Consider the following 16,976-nt stretch of genomic DNA (forward strand, 5'->3'; position numbering starts at 1 on the left):
TGCGCCGAAAAACAGGCGCCTATTCTGTGAAGGCGCGCTGCTGCAACCGGGTGAACGGCCGCAGGATATAGCTGAGGACCGAGCGCTTCTCACCGATGAGCGACACTTCGGCCGTCATGCCCGGCCCGATGGGAAGCTGGCGTCCGGCATCGTCGGTGATCGCTTCGGCGCGCGTGCGGACTTGCACGTTGTAGAAACTCTCGCCAGTTCGCTCGTCGATCTGGGAATCGGGGCTGATCGTCACGACCTCGCCCTCAAGCCCGCCATACACGGTCGGGTCATAGGCGGTGATATTGACCCGCGCGTCCTGCCCGATCGCCACCCAGCCGATGTCCTGCGGCCTTATCTTCGCCTCGACCATCAGCGTCTCGTCCGACGGAACGATCTCGACCAGAGGCTCGCCCGGCGCGACCGTTCCGCCGATGGTGCTGGTCAGCACGCGATTGACCCGTCCCGACAGCGGCGCGCGCAGCACGGTGCGGTCGACCCGGCCTCGCAGCGCGGGCTGGGCCTCTCGCTTCGCGGCAAGTTCGCCCCGCGCTTCGGCAAGATCGGCGGATGCGCGCGAACGCCATTCCTGCACCTGCTGAGAAAGGCTGGCGCGCGCCTCGGCAACCGCGGATTGCGCCCGCGTGACGCCCGCCGCCGCAGCCGCGACCTCCGACTGCGCGACCGACGCGCGGCTTTCGGCCTGTATCAGCGACAGGCGCGGCTCGATCCCGCGTTCGACCAGCGGACGGACGAGTTCCAGTTCCTCCCGTGCCGCACGCGCGTTTTCGCGCCGCGCGTCGGCTGCGGCCTGCGCTTCGGCAACCGAACGCTCGGCCTGTGAGACGCGGGCGCGCGCCGCATTGGTCAGGCTGGCAAGATCGGACTGGCGGCTGGCATAGAGCGAACGCTCGATCGCAACCTGCTCGGCCAGCATCGGCGAGCCCGCCGGAAAGCGCGGAGCCCTCCCCTCGACCTCGGCCTCGAGCCGGGCGATGCGCGCGGCAAGCGCGGCCGAACTCGCTTCGCTGGCGGAAAGGCTGGAACCGGTTTCGGTGGGATCGAGCCTGATCAGCGGATCGCCCTTGCGAACCTCGGCCCCGGCGTCGACCAGGATCTCCTCGACCACGCCGCCTTCCAGATTGGACAGCACCTGCAATTGCGATGATGGCACCACGCGTCCCTGCCCGCGCACCGTCACGTCCAGCTTTGCGAATGCGGCCCACAAGAGGAACACCGCGACGAAACCGGTGACGGCGAACAGCAACCAGTTCGCCGCGCGGGCGGGCGCGACATCGGCCATGCGGTCTTCCAGCAACGCGGTCATCGCCCGCTCCTGTCACCGATGGCATCGGTCGTAACATGGCCCACCGGCTGGCCGCGCATGCGCGAAAGCACCTCGTCCCGCGGCCCATCACCGACAATGCGCCCGCGGTCGACCACGATCAGCCGGTCCACCAGCTGAAGAAACGGCGTACGGTGGGTGATCACGACCAAAGTCCTGTCCGCGACTTCCTGCCGCAACCTGTCCAGCATCATTGCCTCGCCCTGCGTGTCCAGATGGCTCGACGGTTCGTCGAACAGCAGCACCTTGGGCCGTCCCGCCAACGCACGCGCCATGGCGATCGACTGGCGTTGCCCGCCCGACAGGCCCTCGCCGCGGTCTGCAAGGCGCTTTTCATAACCGTTTGGCACCGCGGCCATGAACTCATGCGTTCCCGACAGGCGGGCGGCGCGCAGCATCTCCTCGTCGTCGATGTCGCGTCGGCCCAGCGTGATATTGTCGCGCACCGTGCCCGAGAACAGCACCGTGTCCTGCATGGTCGATCCGATGCGGCTGCGAAGGGCGTCGGGTTCGAATTGCCGCACTTCCGAACCGTCGACCAGCACCGCGCCCTCGTCCGGCTCGTACAGGCCGAGGAGCAGGCGCGCGATGGTCGACTTGCCCGATCCGACCCGTCCGATGATCGCGACCTTTTCGCCCGGTGCGATCCGCAGCGAGACGTCGTCCAGCGCCTTGCCGCCGCCCGGATAGGAAAAGGTGACGTCGCGCAATTCCAGCTCGCCGCGAAGTTCGGGCGGAGACAGCCGCCGGGCGCCGCCCTGCTCGCTCTCCTGCTGCATCAGCCTGTCGATCTGCGCATAGGCAACGCGGGCCGATGTCAGCCGCGACAGCAACTGGGTCAGCTGCGTCAAGGGCGCGACGGCGCGCCCGGCAAGGATCGAACAGGCCAGCAGCCCGCCCAGCGACAGCTCGCCGTCGCCGACGAGTCCGACGCCGACGATCACCACGCCGACATAGCTCATCATCTGGCCCGCCTGCGCCAGCGTCACCGCAAGGTTCGAGACCAGCCGCTGGCGCAGCGAGACCGACGCATGGTCCTGAAGCGCCCTGTCCCACCGCTCTTCCAGCATGGGGGCCGCGCCGCTGGCCTTGACCGTTTCCAGCCCGCCGATGGTTTCGACCAGTACGGTCTGCTTGCCGAGGCCATCCTTCATCGCGGCCGCGCTGAGGCGGTTCAGCACCGGTTGCAGCAGCCAGCCTGCTAGGATCACCAACGGAATGATGACAAGCGGCACGATGACGAGCGGCCCGCCGATGACGAAAATGAGGATCAGCGTAATCAGCGCAAACGGCACATCGACCAGCGCCGTGATCGTCGCGCTGGCGAAGAAATCGCGCAATGTTTCCAGCTCGCGCATCAGCCCTGCCTGCGCGCCCGTCGATCCGCGGCGGCTGCCGAAACGAACCGCGACGAGACGGCGGAACACCGAAGTGCCGATGGAGCGGTCGACACGCGCGCCCGCGAAATCGGTGAAATAACCGCGCAGCAGTTTCAGCACGATGTCGAACAGGATGACGAAAGCCATGCCGATCGACAGCGCGATCAGCGAATCCACTGCGTCGTTCGGCAGGACGCGGTCATAGACGACCATGGTGAAAATGCTGCTCGCCAGCGCGAACAGATTGGTGAACAGCGCCGCCAGTGCCACGCGCCAATAGATCGGCCGGTTCTCGCGCATCGGACCCGACAGCCAGTCGGCTATGCGCGGCGGACGGGCGGCGATGTCCATTTCGTTGGGATCGGCATTCATGACGGGGAATATTCGCCTTCGTTTGGCAGGCCCAGCGCGCCAAGCAGCCGCCCTGTGCGGGCCAGAAGCACATAGCGCGCCGCATCGCGTTCGGTCAGAACCTGGATGTAGCGCGCGGCAATCGCGAAGAAGCTGTCCTGCGCCTGCATGACGTCGAACAGCTCTCCGCGCGATGCGAGGAAGCGCAGGGCCAGCACGTCGCGCGTCTGCCGGCTGGCGACGTAATTGTCGGCCAGCGCCTGCAATTCGACGTCGAGGCTGTCGACATCGGCCCATGCGATCGCGGCGGCGCGCGCCGCTTCGTCCGCGATGGCATCGGCCCGCGCATCGGCCGCCCGCGCCTGCGCCTTGGCTCCGCGAGCGCGCGGGATGGCGCCGGTGAAGAAGTTCTGCCGCAAGGTCAGCACGGCGCGAATGTCGTAATCGCCGTCATATTGATCCCGGACCAGGCCATAGCGCCCACCCTCGATCGATCCGTCGATCACCGGCAGCCGCTCGGCACTGGTGGCGCGGGCGTCGTCGGCTGCCGCGCGAGCCTGTGCTTCCGCCGACAGGACCGCAGGCGACTGGCGCGCGAGGAATGCCGCCATTTCCGCGGTTACCGCAGGGACGGCCGGTGCCGGAGCCCGCTCCAGATCCGGGGGTGGCGGCGTGCCGATGAATTCCTCGTAGGATGCGACCGCACCGGCCAGCATGCGCCTGTAGCGCGCCCTGTCCGTCCGCGCGAGCGCGAGCGAGGAGCGCAGCCGCGCCATGTCGCCTTCGGCCGAAAACCCGCTCTGAATCCGCTGCTCCAGATCGGCGACAAGGCCTTCCTGTTCCTCGACGAAGCTGTTGCTGAGCGAAAGCAGCGCCCGCGCGGCAAAGACATCATACCATGCGGCGATGGCCGATAGCGCGACCTGTTCGCGCGCGGCGTCGAGATCCTCTCTTGCTGCCCGCAGTCGTTCTCCCGCGGCGCTGATGGTGCTGCCAATCGTTCCGAAGTCGAGAAGCGTCTGACGCACCTGAAACGTCGCATCGACACGGCTTCGCGCCCGCGTTCGTTCGAACTGGGTGCCGGGCTGTCCCGAAAAGCTGCTGGCGATGCTCTCACGCGATTGCAGGCCAAGCTGGACATCGGGGATCAGGCCCATCCCCGCCTCGTCCCGCCGCGCGTCGGCGGCGTCGACCATCGCAGAAGCGGATCGAACATTGCCATGACGCGAAACCGCCAGCGACACGGCATCCAGAAACGCGCCGCCATCGCCCTGCGTTTCGGCCAGAGCAAGAAGTGGATCGTTGCCGTCCTGTTCGAGCGGACGGTCAGCCACGGTTGGAAGCGACGGGCCTTCGCCGGTCAGTGCCGTATCGGGCGAAGTGGTTTCGGGCGAAGTGGTTTCGGATTGGGCGGCAGGCACCTCTATCGTTTGCGCGGCAGCCGCCGTCTGGCATGCAAATGCCATTGCCGCGCCCATCGCGCCGTGTGCCCATGGCCATAGGATCATGAAGAAGCGTCCCTTACCCGCATCAGGGGATAGCGGGCGTGATAGATAATCACAATCGAAACCATCTCCCTTGGCCGAATTTGCCCGATACGTCCGTTTTGCGGGGAACAAACACGGGCTGGTCATGCGCGCCGCCACCCGATAGTCTGCTCTTCAACGCGCCATTCCTGAGGACAAGCCATCCCGTCCCCGACGACAGCATCGCCTGCCATCCATCAACGGCTGGACCGCTTGCCATGGAGCCGGTTTCACTGGCTGGTGGTGATCGCGCTTGGCATAACGTGGATCCTCGACGGTCTGGAAGTGACCATTGCCGGATCGGTAGCCGGCGCCTTGCGCGAAAGCCCGGTGCTGCAATTCAGCGCATCCGATGTCGGCCTTGCCAATTCCGCCTATCTGGTCGGAGCCGTGACGGGGGCGCTGTTCTTCGGCTGGCTGACCGATCGATGGGGCCGGAAGAAGCTGTTCTCGATCACTTTAGGGCTATATCTGGTCGCGACGGCAGCCACGGCATTCACGTGGGACCTGCCGAGTTTTGCGCTGATGCGTTTCCTGACCGGTGCGGGGATCGGCGGTGAATATTCCGCCATCAATTCGGCGATACAGGAATTGATACCCGCACGGCGGCGCGGCTGGACCGATCTGGTCATCAATGGCAGTTTCTGGATCGGCGCGGCGCTGGCGAGCGGGGCTTCGCTCATCCTGCTGAATCCTGACATAATCGATCCCGAACTGGGCTGGCGCATCGCCTTTTTTGGCGGCGCGGCGATCGGCCTGATCATCCTGTGGCTGCGCCGCTTCCTGCCCGAAAGCCCGCGCTGGCTGGCAACGCATGGACGCGCAGAGGATGCCGAGATCATCATCGAGGGGATCGAGCAGAGAGTGATCGCCGAAGGCCACACCCTTCCGGAAGCACCCGTTTCCGAAGCCGTCCTTCGCCCCCGCCGCGCCACGCCGCTGGCCGAGGTCGTGCACACTCTGTTCCGCACTTATCCGCGCCGCACCTTTTATTGCGTGACCCTTATGGCCGCGCAGGCGTTCTTCTATAATGCGATCTTCTTCACCTATGCGATGATGCTGACCGATTTCTATGGCGTCCGATCCGCGCATGTGGGCTATTACATCCTGCCCTTCGCGGCGGGCAATGTGCTGGGTCCGCTGCTGCTGGGGCGTCTGTTCGACAGCTGGGGGCGGCGGCCGATGATCATGCTGACCTATGCCATGTCGGGCGTTCTGCTGGCGGCGACGGGCTTTGCATTTCAGGCCGAACTGCTGACCGCGACCACGCAGACCTTGTGCTGGAGCGTCACCTTCTTCTTCGCATCGGCCGCCGCCAGCGCAGCCTATCTGACCGCGGCAGAGAGCTTTCCGCTGGAAATGCGCGCGCTTGCGATTGCCGTGTTCTACGCGCTGGGCACGCTGTTCGGGGCCGCAGCGCCCTTCGTGTTCGGCCTGCTGATCGAAAGCGGTTCGCGCACGCAGGTATTGATGGGCTATCTGCTGGGCGCGGCGCTGATGCTGCTGGCGGCCCTTGCGACCATGCGGTTCGGCATCGCAGCAGAGCGCAAGCCGCTTGAACATGTCGCTCGTCCGCTGAGCTGGGACTGATGGCGCCCTTCGTCGAGATGCGCGGCCTCTCGCTGCGGCGGGGCGACACGCGGATCCTGCAGCCTATCGACCTGTCGATCGCCAAGGGCGAGTTCGTCGCGATCATCGGGCCATCCGGCGCGGGCAAGACCAGCCTGCTGCGCTGTATCAATACGCTGGTGCCGGACTTCGGCGGCACGATAATGCTCGACGGCACCGATGTGCGGACGTTGTCGCCAGAGCGATTGCGCCGCGGCATCGGCTATGTGCTTCAGAACATCGGCCTGTTTCCGCACATGACGGTCGCGGAGAATATCGGCCTTCCCGCGCGGATCGGGGGCGAGCGGCAGCACGATCCGGCGCGTGTGGCCGAACTGCTTTCGATGATGGAGCTGCCGCAGGCGCTGTCACAGCGCTATCCCTCCAGCCTCTCGGGCGGACAGGCGCAGCGCGTGGCGATCGCGCGGGCGCTGTATCTGCGCCCTGCCCTTATGCTGATGGACGAGCCTTTCGGAGCGTTGGACCCGGCCACGCGCACCTCGCTGGGCGAAGCCTATCGCCGCAGCCATGAAGACGCGGAACTGACGACTATCATGGTCACGCACGACGTCGGCGAAGCGCTGGCATTGTCGGATCGCGTCCTCGTTCTGGAAGACGGGGCGGTCGCGGCCTTTGCGGCGCCAGCCGAATTGGTGGACAGCGATGATCCGTCGGTTCGTGCGCTGGTCGATCCTCCCGTTCTTCAGGCCCGCCGCCTCATCGCGTTGAAGAGCGGCGCATGAGCCCGCTTGAAAGCGCGCTCGGCGACCTTCCCGCGCTGCTGCAGGATCACGTCGCGCTCAGCCTGTCGGCGCTGGCTCTTGCGCTACTGGTGGGCTTTCCGCTGATCGTGCTGGCCGCGCGCCATCCGCGGACCGGGCAATTCATTCTGTCCGCGACCGCGGTGGTGCAGACCGTGCCGGGGCTTGCCCTGCTGGCGCTGTTCTATCCGGCGCTGCTGCTGCTGGGCCGCACAACCGGCCTCGACATACCGGCGCTGGGTTTTCTGCCTGCGCTGCTGGCGCTGTTTCTCTATGCTCTGCTGCCGATCCTCCGGAACGGCGTCGCCGGGATCGAGCAAATCGATCCGGTCGCGCTGGACGTGGCGGACAGCCTTGGCATGACCAGTCGGCAAAGACTGCGCTTCGTAGAGCTTCCTCTGGCCGCGCCCGTCATACTGGCAGGCATTCGCACGGCGGCGGTGTGGACGTTCGGCACCGCGACGCTGGCGACGACGGTGGGTCAGCCCAGCCTCGGCAACTTGATTTTCGCTGGCCTGCAGACGCAGGACTGGACCCGCGTGCTGGTCGGCTGCATCGCGGCGGCGGCGGTTGCGCTTCTGGTCGATGGGCTGCTCGCCCTGCTGGCCAGCGGCGTGGCAAAGAGGAAAGGGTTTCGGATCTGGACGGGCGTCGCAGGCCTGCTGCTGCTTGCCCTGACCGCGATCGTACCCGCCGGGCCTTCGACGGACAAACCGGTCGTAACTGTAGGCGCCAAGAATTTTTCCGAGCAATATATCCTCGCCAGCCTGATCGAGCGGCGCTTGCAGGAGCAGGGTTTCGCGACAGCGCGGCGCGACAATCTCGGCTCGACCATCGCTTATCAGGCGCTGGCGTCGGGCGATATCGATGTCTATGTCGATTACTCGGGAACTTTGTGGTCCAATATACTGGAACGGAAAGACAATCCCAATCGATCCTCAATGCTGCCGACCCTTCGCAGGGAGCTTGATCTCCGCGACGGGGTATCCCTCCTTGCGCCGCTGGGTTTCGAAAACGCCTATGGCTTTGCCGTCCGCGGCACCGACATGCGGACGTTGCAGGACATGGCAGACAGGTCGTCCGGACTGAAGCTTGGCACCGATCTCGAGTTTACGGACCGGCCCGAGTGGGAGTCGGTGCAACGCCGCTATCCGGTGAATTTCGCATCGATCACGCAGTACAGCCCCACATTCATGTATCGCGCAATCGCGGATGGTACGGTCGATGCGATCACCGCCTTTTCATCGGATGGGCGCATCGCCGCGCTGGATCTTCGCATTCTGGACGATCCGCGAGGGGCCTTGGCCCGCTATGATGCGGTGATGCTCCTGTCGCCGCGGGCTAAGGAAAACGAGGACATCGTCGCGGCGCTGACCGGACTTGAGGAGGCCATTCCGATCGAGGTCATGCGGCAGGCCAATCTGATGGTCGACCGCAGCGACGACAAGGCATCGCCCGAACAGGCTGCGGCGTGGCTGGAAGAGCAGATCGACGCCTCGGCCGATTAAGTGACGTCAGTCCGCGCCGCTCACTGGCGGCGATATGCCGTGTTCGCGAAAGGCGCGCAGGGTGCGCACGGTGATATCGGTCTCGAACGCTTTCTCGTGCTTGGTGTCGAGCACATAGGCTTTCAATCTCAGGCGCACCGCCACGAAATTCTGCATCGGCACCTGCGTCACCAGCACGACGATGGGCTTGGGCAGATAGATGAACCGGCTGGACAGCGCCGCCTCGTTCAGGATCTCTCGCGCGCGGTCCACATCTTCATTCGCGCCGATCAGGAAATCGACGATCACCTGCATGTCGAGCGCGCCGTAATTCCCGGACGACGTGATATCGCTGAGGAACTTGTTGTTCGGGATCGTGATCGTGTTGTCGTCCAGCGTCTGCATGCGCACCGAACGCAGCCCGATGGCGGTTATGTCGCCGTAGAACCCGTCGAAGCTGACCCGGTCGCCGACCTGGAACGGGCGGTCCATGATGATCATGATGCCCGCGACAAAGGACGCAACCAGGTCTTTCAGCGCAAAGCCGACGGCGACGGCCACCGTGCCGCCGATCAGGGCCAGCAGCGTGCTGTCGACCCGGAACGACAGGGCAATGACGATGACGCCCGTGGCGATGAAGATGAAGAACTTGGCGAAGGTCGCGACCTTCTGCATCGTCAGCCTGCGGGCCGCATATTGCGAACTGAAGCGATTGACGAAGCCTGTCAGCAACTTGAGCAGGAACCAGGCGCCTGCCAGCACGAACAGCGAGGTGACGACGCCGCTCCACCGGATAAAATCGCCAAGCTGCGCCACGTCGATCTCTGCATCCTGCGCGGCGGCAGGCGCCGCCGACAGCAGCAGCGCGGCCATCAGGGCGAAATGCCGCAAGTGAGGAATCATGGCAAAACTCCCACGATCAGGTTCTGCGCCAGCAGCATGCGCCGGACTTCGTTGAACCAGTACAGGCGAATACGATAGCCCTCACCATGCGGTTCGACCACGCCCAGCAATTCGCAGCTGCGCAGCGTTTCGCGTACGCGCGCGGGCGGCAGGTCGGTCGCGCGCGCTATGTCTTCGAAGCGGGCGATATCCATCTGCAGGATGGTACGCAGCACAAACATCGTGATCGGCGGCATGGCGGCCAGACGCGCGATGGCCGGGGCCTTGAACGTACGCACGCAGACCCGGCCCGTTTCCCGGTCGCGAAACAGGCTGCGCCGCCAGCGTTCCAGCGCGACGGCCGGATTGCCGCCGGATTCCTCGGTCAGAGCGGCGTAAAAGGCGCGGCGTGCACGCTCCTCGGGTGCGATTTCCTCTTCGAACAGCAGGGTGCCGGTATCGTCGGCGGCATATTCGAATTCGGGATCGATGCCCGCGCTCGCGCTGCGGCGTTCGATAAGGGCGCGGATGCGTTCGACCGGCCATGCGTGCAAGCGGATCTCGTCGTCGAACAGCGGCCGGTCGCCGCGCGCCCTTTCCAGGAACGGCCAGGCTGCCCCGCCCACCGCAAAGATCCAGCAAGTGGATCCTCTCGTGTTGCGCGCAATTTCCAGGATCGCGTCGAACCGGCCCAGCCCGCCGATCGACGGGACGATCATGCGCTGAACATCGTCGATGGCGATGCAATGCGGCCTTGCCTGCAGCGCGTCGATGATCGAGCGCGCCTCTCCGGCACAGCCCAGCCCTTGCGAGAGCGCGGCCAGCAGATCATCATCCCCGCCGTCCGCTTCCAGATGGAGGCACGGCAGGTCGGACTTGGCGGCAAGCCGCTTCAGGACTGTCGTCTTGCCGTGACCGCGATCGCCCACCACGGCCATGACGTGGCCGGGCAGCGGGGCCGCCTCGGCCGCCTCCCCCGCGACGACCAGACCTTCGGCCACCGGCCTGCCATGCGGCGCCAGCAAAGCCAGCTCGTCTTCGGAAAGCGCGACATAGCGACCGCTTTCCTCATCCGCGGTGACGCGTTCGCTCGCCTTCTCCCGTGCGCGCTGGCCCAAGATTTCGCGGATCAGCGACAGCTGGCGAATCCGCCGCGCGATCACCACGCGCGCGCCCTGTGCCATCAGGACGAAGCCGGCGGCGACACGGCCAAGGGCGCCGCCGATACCGTCGGGATTGCGCGAAACCCACGCCAGCACCGCATTGCGCGGCGCGCCCAGCCTTGCCAACGTCTCGATCCGGTCGCCCCACCAAGTCGTGATGATGAAGAGGACCGGGATCGCGAGCAGCCAGCAGAATGTCAGCAACCAGCTGTAGATCGCGCCCTTGCCGACAAGGCTGGCGGTAACCGTCAGGATCAGGCCGACTCCGATGATCACCGATGCCACCAGACGCAGCGATCTTTTGCGCAGGGCAGCGCGCGGATCCTCTTCCTGACCCGCCCTCGCCATCGCGTCGATGACCTGCACCAGCGCTGCGCCTGCAAAGATCCAGCAGGCGATCAGCCACAACAGCCGGATCGGCGCGGGCGCGAAGAAGGCTGGGAAGAACCAGTTGAGGACCAGCAGCAGCGCGAGCCAGTCGAGCGGCCTGAGTGCGTGGCGGATCAGACCGAAAAGATAGGCAAGTAACGACGACAGGAAGGTCTGCGGCTTATGCGCCCTTTGCGTGCGCTCCATGTCGGCCAGCACACTGCGTCCGACACCGCGCCAGAACCGAAAGACTACGACAATCAGCAAGATCTGAAAGATCAGCAGCAGGTGCCCGGCGCGAAATTCCATCAGGTCGCGGGCAAAAGCCTTCAGATCGGCAAATCCGGTGGCCAGATTATAGCGCAGGGTCAGGGCAATCTGCTTCACCTCGCGCTTGACCTGATCCAGCCCTTCCTCGCCAAAGCCGGTTACCCGCGATCGCAAGCCCGACGAGAGCGAGGGCAGCAGGGCCAGCCTTGCCTGGTTCATGGTCTGCATCGACCGGTAGAGTGCATCGCGGCGCTTCGCGACCAGCGTGGATTCGATCCGGTCCAACTGGCCGACCCGGCGTAACAGCGCCTGCTGATACTCGGCCAGGCGCTCTCCGGCATCATCCGACATCAGCGCGGGATCGACGGGGGGGACGGGTATCGCGATGCGTTCGCCGGGCCCGCTGCCCGACAGCGCATCGGACAATTCGCTTCTGGTCGTGCGCAGCGCCGCGATCAGTTCGCCGTACAGCGCGTCGGCGCTGGCTTCGGCGCCGGGGGCGGCAGCCACGGCAGCGACCTTGCGCGGCCATGTTAGAGCCTGCGTTTCTATCAGTTCGATCGCGGCGGTTTCATTCTCGATCCGGGCGGCTTCGGCATCGACTGCCTCGCGCGCGACACGCAACTGCGCCCGCGTGGCCGAAAGAAGACTCCGCCGCTCGGCTTCCGCAGCGGCGCGCAACTCCTCCGCCTCTGCACGCTGGAGGGCGGCCGCTTCGCCGAGATCGGCGGTCTGGGCTGCGGCATCGGCCTCGCTTTGCACAGCGGCAACATCGGAGGCGGCACTATCGTCCTGCGCAAAGGCGTTCGCCAATCCCGAAAGAGGCGATAACCAAAGGAGGATGGCGATCAGCAGGAAGCCGATGGATCGGGCATTCAGCCTGCTATGTGCCCCGCCCCCGCGCATCGTGCTCCTTCCCCAAGAGACAGCCGCCAATAGCAGGGGATATCCCCGAAAACGCAGGTGTCCGCTTGCCGGGAACGTCCCCTGTCCGCTGCGATCTGTCAACGGCAGAGCCCAGGTGCGGTCAGGACGTGACGCGAAATCCGCATTCAGTCGCCGCGAAGGCAGCCTTAGTCCAACCGGGCGACCCAGCCATGCGTATCGGGTTCCAGCCCGCGCTGGATGCCCGTCAGCCGGTTCTTCATCTTTTGCGTCAACTGCCCGGGGCCGCCGCTGCCGATGGTGAATTCGCCGTCATGGCCCGCAACCCTGCCGACGGCCGTCACGACCGCCGCGGTGCCGCAGGCGAAGCATTCGACCAGCCGCCCCGTCGTCGCATCCTCGCGCCATTGTTCAAGGCTGTAGCGGCCTTCCTCGACGGTCAGCCCTTCCTCGCGCAGCAGGGTAATCAGGCTGTCGCGCGTGATGCCGGGCAGGATCGTGCCGGTCAGCGCGGGCGTCAGCACCGTGCCGTCGTCGAACACGAAGAACAGGTTCATGCCGCCCAGTTCCTCGATCCACTTGCGTTCTGCCGCATCGAGGAAGACGACCTGGTCGTGCCCGCGCTCGATCGCTTCGGCCTGCGGGACAAGGCTCGCCGCGTAATTGCCGCCGCATTTGGCCGCACCGGTGCCGCCGGGGGCCGCGCGGGTGTAGTCGCTGGACACCCAGATCGACACGGCAGGCGCGCCCGACTTGAAGTAATTGCCGGCCGGGCTGGCGATCACCATGAACTTGTAGCGCTTGGCCGGGCGCACGCCCAGGAACACTTCGGACGCGAACATGAAAGGCCGCAGATAAAGCGAGGCGCCTTCGAGATCGGGAATCCACGCGGCGTCCTTTTCGACCAGCAGGCGGACCGATTCCAGGAACAGCTCCTCGGGCAGGTCAGGCATGGCCATGCGCCGCGCCGAGACGTTGAAGCGTTTCGCATTCGCCTCCGGCCGGAACAGCGCGGTGCTGCCGTCGGGATGGCGATAGGCTTTCATCCCTTCGAAAATTTCCTGCGCGTAATGCAGCACCGCCGCCGCAGGATCGAGCGCGATCGGTCCGCGCGGGCCCAGCGTCGCATTGTGCCAGCCCTCGCCCTCGGCCCAGTCGACCATGATCATGTGATCGCTGAACAGCGTGCCGAACCCCGGGTTTTCCAGCAACTGCACGCGCGTTTCATCGGGCACGGGCGCGGGATGCGCCAGGGTGATAAATTCGGTCGGCGCAGCGGCGGTCGTCGCCATGGATCAGTCTCTCACTTCAGCGGCAATTATCGAAGGATCGCGGTTAGGCGCACGCGCCCATCGTTGCAAGAGGGAGCAAGGCCCCGCAACAAGCCTCTACCGCCCGCCGGGCGGCACGCCGTTCCTTTCGAGGAAGTGGACGATATTCCCGTAATAATGCTGCGTGATTACCGGGCCCGACACGACATGGCCGAAACCGGGATAGAGCATCATCTCGAACGGCACATTCGCTTCCTGCATCGCGGCGACCATGGCGGTGGAATTGTCCATCACGACATTGTCGTCGCTCATCCCGTGGATGATGAGCAGCGGGTCGGCGATTTTCGCGGCATCCGCGATCGTGTTGGATGCCTCGTAGGCTTCGGGCACCTCGCGCGGGTCGCCCATGTAGCGTTCGGTGTAGAACGTGTCGTAGAGTTCCCACTTCGTCACCGAGGATGCCGCGACGCCCGCCGCATAGAAACCGGGATCAGCTTCCAGCATCTTGAGCGTCATGTATCCGCCATAGCTGCCGCCATAGATCGCGATGCGGTCGGGATCGACGAAAGGCAGGGTCTTCAGCCATGCGCCGCCGGTCTTCTGGTCGGCGACCTCTACGCTGCCCATCGCCTTGCGGATCTGCTTTTCGAATTCGACGCCGCGATAGTCGGAACCGCGATTGTCAATCTCGAACCAGATATAGCCGAGGTCGACGAAATATTGCGCGATGGTCGAACCCCAGGCGCTGTCGACCTGCTGCGCATGCGGCCCGCCATAGTGATAGAACATCACCGGATAGCGCTTGCCCTTCTCCATCGCCGGAACCAGCATCTTCCAGTAAAGCGTGCTGCCGTCCTCGGCCTTCAGCGTGCCGAAACGCGTGACCGCATGGCTGGCGGCAAACGGCGCATAGGGATGATCGGCATCCAGCGCGTTTTCCATCAGCCAGGTTAGCCGCTGCCCGGCATTGTCGGCAAGGTAATATTGCGTGGGCTGCGCCGGGTTCGACCGGTTCACGATCATGGTGCGCCCTGCCCCGTCCATCGAACCGCCATGGAACCATCCCGGCTGGGTCAGCCGTTCGGGCACGCCGCCGTTTGCATAGTCGAGGCGGTAGATATGGTTCTCCAGCGGGCTATCCTTGCGTCCCTTGAACCACAACTGCCCTGCCGCCTCGTCCACGCCGAGCAGGCCGGTCACGACCCAGTCGCCGCTGGTCAGCTGGGTCCATTGTCCGCCTGCAAACCGCCACAGATGCGCGAACCCGCTGCGTTCCGACTTCCAGATCAGCGAGCCGTCCTTGAGGAAGCGATAATCGGAGAACTGGTTGATCCAGTGGCCTTCCGCCGCGGTTTCGCTGAACACCAGCGTACTTGCGCCCGTCGCGGGATCGACCCTCAGCATGTCGAGTCGGCTTTGCGCACGGTTCTGGCGCTGGACATAGAGCGACCCGTCGGGCGCCCAGTCGACGCGGGTGACATAGATGTCCCGCTCGGACCCGAGGTCGGCCTTGGTCAGGTTTCCGCCGTCGGCATCCATGACATAGAGGTCGATCTCGACATTCGCCGTGCCTGCCAGCGGATAGTGCTGTTCATAGGTGCTGGTGCTGCCCGCACCGATCGCGGTGCGCGTGACGACTGCGACGGGTGCCTCGTCATAGCGCAGGACAGCGATACGCTTGCCGGCGGGGCCCCATTTATAGCCATAGTCGCGGTCCATTTCCTCCTGCGCGACGAATTCTGCCTCGCCCCAGTGGACTGTGTCGCTGTCTTCCTCGGGCGTGATGGCGACCGGCGTCCCGCCGACCGGTGCGACATAAAGCCGCCCCTCGCGCACGAAGGACACTTTCGTATTGTCGGGTGAGATCGCAGGATTGAGCTCGCCTTCCTCGCTGTCGGTCAGGCGGGTGATGCTGCCATCCAGCCGGGCAAGGAACAAATCGCCGTCCAGCGGCACCAGGATCGACTGCGAATCCTCGGACCATTCATAGGACACGATGCCTTTCAGGCTGGCGATGCGCGCACGTTCGCGCTGCATCTTCTCTGCCTCGGACAATTCGCGGCCCGGTCCGAACGCTTCGGAATCGACCAGCATCGACCATTCGCCGCTCTGCCGGTCATAGGCCCACAGATCATAGCGATAGCGGTCGTCGTCGCGCGGGCGCAGCAGGGTGAGCCAGCGGCCGTCGGGCGACAGCTTCATCGCGCGCGGCGATGCACCGTTCAGCGACGGGCTGCCCGCGATGCGTTCGAGGGTCAGGTCCTTTTGCGGGACATCGGGAACCGGCATCGGCGTCGATGCGGTGCCGGGCAGATCATAGGCCTGTTTCGCCATGGCAGTTCCTCCGATCATGGCGCCCAGAACGATGGCGGACGCGGCAAGACGCAGAAATCGGGAAGTCGAACGGGGCATGGCATGGTCCGGCATGTTTGAGAACGCGCCGCTTCATTGGACAAAGCGATTACAAATGCAACCGTTGCTCCGACCCGCGCTCCATCCGCGCCCCTATACGCAGATGCAAAAAGGGCGGCCCCCACAGGAACCGCCCTTTCGTGTCTCGCTTGTGCGCGAAGGCTTACGCGTTCTCGCGAACCGTCTTGCGCTCCGCAATACGCGCGCTCTTGCCGGTACGGCCGCGCAGGTAATACAGCTTTGCACGACGCACGACGCCGCGGCGGACCACGGTGATGCTGTCGATGTTGGGCGAGTAGAGCGGGAAAACACGCTCCACGCCTTCGCCGAAGCTCATCTTGCGAACGGTGAAGTTCGAACCCATGCCGCGGTTCGAACGCGCGATCACGACGCCTTCGTAGTTCTGCACACGCTCACGCGTGCCTTCCACGACGCGCACGCCGACGCGCACGGTGTCGCCCGCGCGGAATTCCGGAATATCCTTGCCGAGGCCTGCAATGGCCTCCGCTTCAAGCTGCTGGATCAGGTTCATGTGCCTGTGCCTTCATCATCGTGCCGCGCGCCAGAGGCAGGCTGTCCCCGAACGTCACCATGACGTTCCCAAAGGTCCGGCCTGCGTAACCGTGTATCGTCCTCGCCGCGCTGCTTTCGCCACGCCGCGATCTTCGCATGATCCCCCGATCGCAGCACTTCAGGGATCGTGCGCCCTTCCCATTCGACAGGTCGGGTAAAATGCGGATATTCGAGCAGACCGTTCTCGAACGATTCCTCGACTCCGCTGGAAGCCGCGCCCATTACGCCGGGAAGCAGCCGAATGCAAGCGTCGAGCAGCATGATCGCGGCAGGCTCTCCGCCCGACAGCACGATGTCGCCGACCGACACTTCCTCGACATCGCGACCTTCGAAGATACGCTCGTCGAAACCCTCGAACCGGCCGCACAGCACGATCGCGCCCGGCCCGGCGGCCAGTTCGCGCACGCGAGCCTGTGTCAGCGGTCGTCCGCGCGGCGTCATCGCCAGCACCGGCGCGCCGGGGTTCAGCCCGCGCGCATGGTCGATCGCAGCGGCCAGCACATCGACTTTCAGCACCATGCCCGCGCCGCCGCCCGCGGGCGTGTCGTCGACCGTGCGATGCTTGTCGGCGGCAAAATCACGGATCTGAACGGTGCTTAGCGACCATGCCCCCGATTCCAGCGCGCGGCCGGCAAGGCTGATGCCCAGCGGTCCGGGAAACATCTCTGGGTAAAGAGTCAGTATTGTCGCGGCAAAGCTCATCGCG

The 16,976-nt window shown here is 65.1% G+C and carries 12 protein-coding genes; 3 read left to right on the top strand and 9 right to left on the bottom strand.

Annotated elements, in window-relative coordinates:
* Positions 1-19 precede the first annotated feature (19 nt).
* Genes AC4FIJ_RS00625 through AC4FIJ_RS00635 form a run of 3 tightly spaced genes read right to left on the bottom strand, consistent with a single transcriptional unit; the run spans position 20 to position 4,529 of the window.
* On the bottom strand, positions 20-1,315 hold the full coding sequence (locus AC4FIJ_RS00625) for an HlyD family type I secretion periplasmic adaptor subunit (RefSeq protein WP_490334788.1): 1,296 nt from the start codon (positions 1,313-1,315) through the stop codon (positions 20-22).
* A complete protein-coding gene (locus AC4FIJ_RS00630) occupies positions 1,312-3,084 on the bottom strand; it encodes a type I secretion system permease/ATPase (protein ID WP_490334789.1) in 1,773 nt (590 codons plus the stop codon). Before AC4FIJ_RS00630 ends, AC4FIJ_RS00625 begins: the two co-directional genes overlap by 4 nt.
* Positions 3,081-4,529 carry a TolC family protein gene (locus AC4FIJ_RS00635; RefSeq protein WP_490334790.1) on the bottom strand — a complete coding sequence of 483 codons (1,449 nt, stop codon included), beginning with the start codon at positions 4,527-4,529 and terminating at the stop codon, positions 3,081-3,083. The genes AC4FIJ_RS00630 and AC4FIJ_RS00635 overlap by 4 nt, the downstream gene beginning before the upstream one ends.
* Before the next feature lie 273 nt (positions 4,530-4,802).
* Here AC4FIJ_RS00635 and AC4FIJ_RS00640 point away from each other — a divergent pair, with 273 nt between their 5' ends.
* The 3 genes from AC4FIJ_RS00640 to AC4FIJ_RS00650 are packed head-to-tail and all read left to right on the top strand — an operon-like array spanning position 4,803 to position 8,466.
* Positions 4,803-6,179 carry an MFS transporter gene (locus AC4FIJ_RS00640; protein WP_490334791.1) on the top strand — a complete coding sequence of 459 codons (1,377 nt, stop codon included), beginning with the start codon at positions 4,803-4,805 and terminating at the stop codon, positions 6,177-6,179.
* The gene (locus AC4FIJ_RS00645) at positions 6,179-6,940 is read left to right on the top strand and encodes an ABC transporter ATP-binding protein (protein ID WP_490334792.1); all 762 of its coding nucleotides are present in this window, start codon (positions 6,179-6,181) and stop codon (positions 6,938-6,940) included. The genes AC4FIJ_RS00640 and AC4FIJ_RS00645 overlap by 1 nt, the downstream gene beginning before the upstream one ends.
* Positions 6,937-8,466 carry an ABC transporter permease/substrate-binding protein gene (locus AC4FIJ_RS00650; protein WP_490334793.1) on the top strand — a complete coding sequence of 510 codons (1,530 nt, stop codon included), beginning with the start codon at positions 6,937-6,939 and terminating at the stop codon, positions 8,464-8,466. Before AC4FIJ_RS00645 ends, AC4FIJ_RS00650 begins: the two co-directional genes overlap by 4 nt.
* A gap of 6 nt (positions 8,467-8,472) precedes the next feature.
* Here the strand turns inward: AC4FIJ_RS00650 and AC4FIJ_RS00655 are convergent, their stop codons facing one another.
* From AC4FIJ_RS00655 to trmD, 6 genes are all read right to left on the bottom strand, one after another.
* Positions 8,473-9,348 (bottom strand): mechanosensitive ion channel family protein, encoded by an 876-nt coding sequence (locus AC4FIJ_RS00655; RefSeq protein ID WP_490334794.1) that lies wholly within the window; start codon positions 9,346-9,348, stop codon positions 8,473-8,475.
* The gene (locus AC4FIJ_RS00660; protein WP_490334795.1) at positions 9,345-12,035 is read right to left on the bottom strand and encodes a hypothetical protein; all 2,691 of its coding nucleotides are present in this window, start codon (positions 12,033-12,035) and stop codon (positions 9,345-9,347) included. Before AC4FIJ_RS00660 ends, AC4FIJ_RS00655 begins: the two co-directional genes overlap by 4 nt.
* A gap of 167 nt (positions 12,036-12,202) precedes the next feature.
* Positions 12,203-13,306 (bottom strand): branched-chain amino acid aminotransferase, encoded by a 1,104-nt coding sequence (locus AC4FIJ_RS00665; protein WP_490334796.1) that lies wholly within the window; start codon positions 13,304-13,306, stop codon positions 12,203-12,205.
* A 96-nt stretch (positions 13,307-13,402) separates the two neighbouring features.
* The gene (locus tag AC4FIJ_RS00670; RefSeq protein ID WP_490334797.1) at positions 13,403-15,697 is read right to left on the bottom strand and encodes a S9 family peptidase; all 2,295 of its coding nucleotides are present in this window, start codon (positions 15,695-15,697) and stop codon (positions 13,403-13,405) included.
* Positions 15,698-15,860: 163 nt separating this feature from the next.
* Entirely contained in the window at positions 15,861-16,229 is a 369-nt protein-coding gene (gene rplS / locus AC4FIJ_RS00675; protein WP_066843804.1) for a 50S ribosomal protein L19, read from the bottom strand.
* On the bottom strand, positions 16,226-16,972 hold the full coding sequence (trmD, locus tag AC4FIJ_RS00680) for a tRNA (guanosine(37)-N1)-methyltransferase TrmD (RefSeq protein WP_490334798.1): 747 nt from the start codon (positions 16,970-16,972) through the stop codon (positions 16,226-16,228). Before trmD ends, rplS begins: the two co-directional genes overlap by 4 nt.
* Positions 16,973-16,976: the final 4 nt, after the last annotated feature.

The sequence above is a fragment of the Croceicoccus sp. genome, from assembly GCF_983967925.1.

What these genes read in the sequence shown, in the direction of transcription:
- AC4FIJ_RS00660 (WP_490334795.1), bottom strand. Translation starts at nt 12,035, where the DNA reads ATGCGCGGGGGCGGGGCACATAGCAGGCTGAATGCCCGATCCATCGGC.
- AC4FIJ_RS00665 (WP_490334796.1), bottom strand. Translation starts at nt 13,306, where the DNA reads ATGGCGACGACCGCCGCTGCGCCGACCGAATTTATCACCCTGGCGCAT.
- rplS (WP_066843804.1), bottom strand. Translation starts at nt 16,229, where the DNA reads ATGAACCTGATCCAGCAGCTTGAAGCGGAGGCCATTGCAGGCCTCGGC.
- AC4FIJ_RS00645 (WP_490334792.1), top strand. Translation starts at nt 6,179, where the DNA reads ATGGCGCCCTTCGTCGAGATGCGCGGCCTCTCGCTGCGGCGGGGCGAC.
- AC4FIJ_RS00650 (WP_490334793.1), top strand. Translation starts at nt 6,937, where the DNA reads ATGAGCCCGCTTGAAAGCGCGCTCGGCGACCTTCCCGCGCTGCTGCAG.
- trmD (WP_490334798.1), bottom strand. Translation starts at nt 16,972, where the DNA reads ATGAGCTTTGCCGCGACAATACTGACTCTTTACCCAGAGATGTTTCCC.
- AC4FIJ_RS00625 (WP_490334788.1), bottom strand. Translation starts at nt 1,315, where the DNA reads ATGACCGCGTTGCTGGAAGACCGCATGGCCGATGTCGCGCCCGCCCGC.
- AC4FIJ_RS00670 (WP_490334797.1), bottom strand. Translation starts at nt 15,697, where the DNA reads ATGCCCCGTTCGACTTCCCGATTTCTGCGTCTTGCCGCGTCCGCCATC.
- AC4FIJ_RS00655 (WP_490334794.1), bottom strand. Translation starts at nt 9,348, where the DNA reads ATGATTCCTCACTTGCGGCATTTCGCCCTGATGGCCGCGCTGCTGCTG.
- AC4FIJ_RS00635 (WP_490334790.1), bottom strand. Translation starts at nt 4,529, where the DNA reads ATGGCATTTGCATGCCAGACGGCGGCTGCCGCGCAAACGATAGAGGTG.
- AC4FIJ_RS00630 (WP_490334789.1), bottom strand. Translation starts at nt 3,084, where the DNA reads ATGAATGCCGATCCCAACGAAATGGACATCGCCGCCCGTCCGCCGCGC.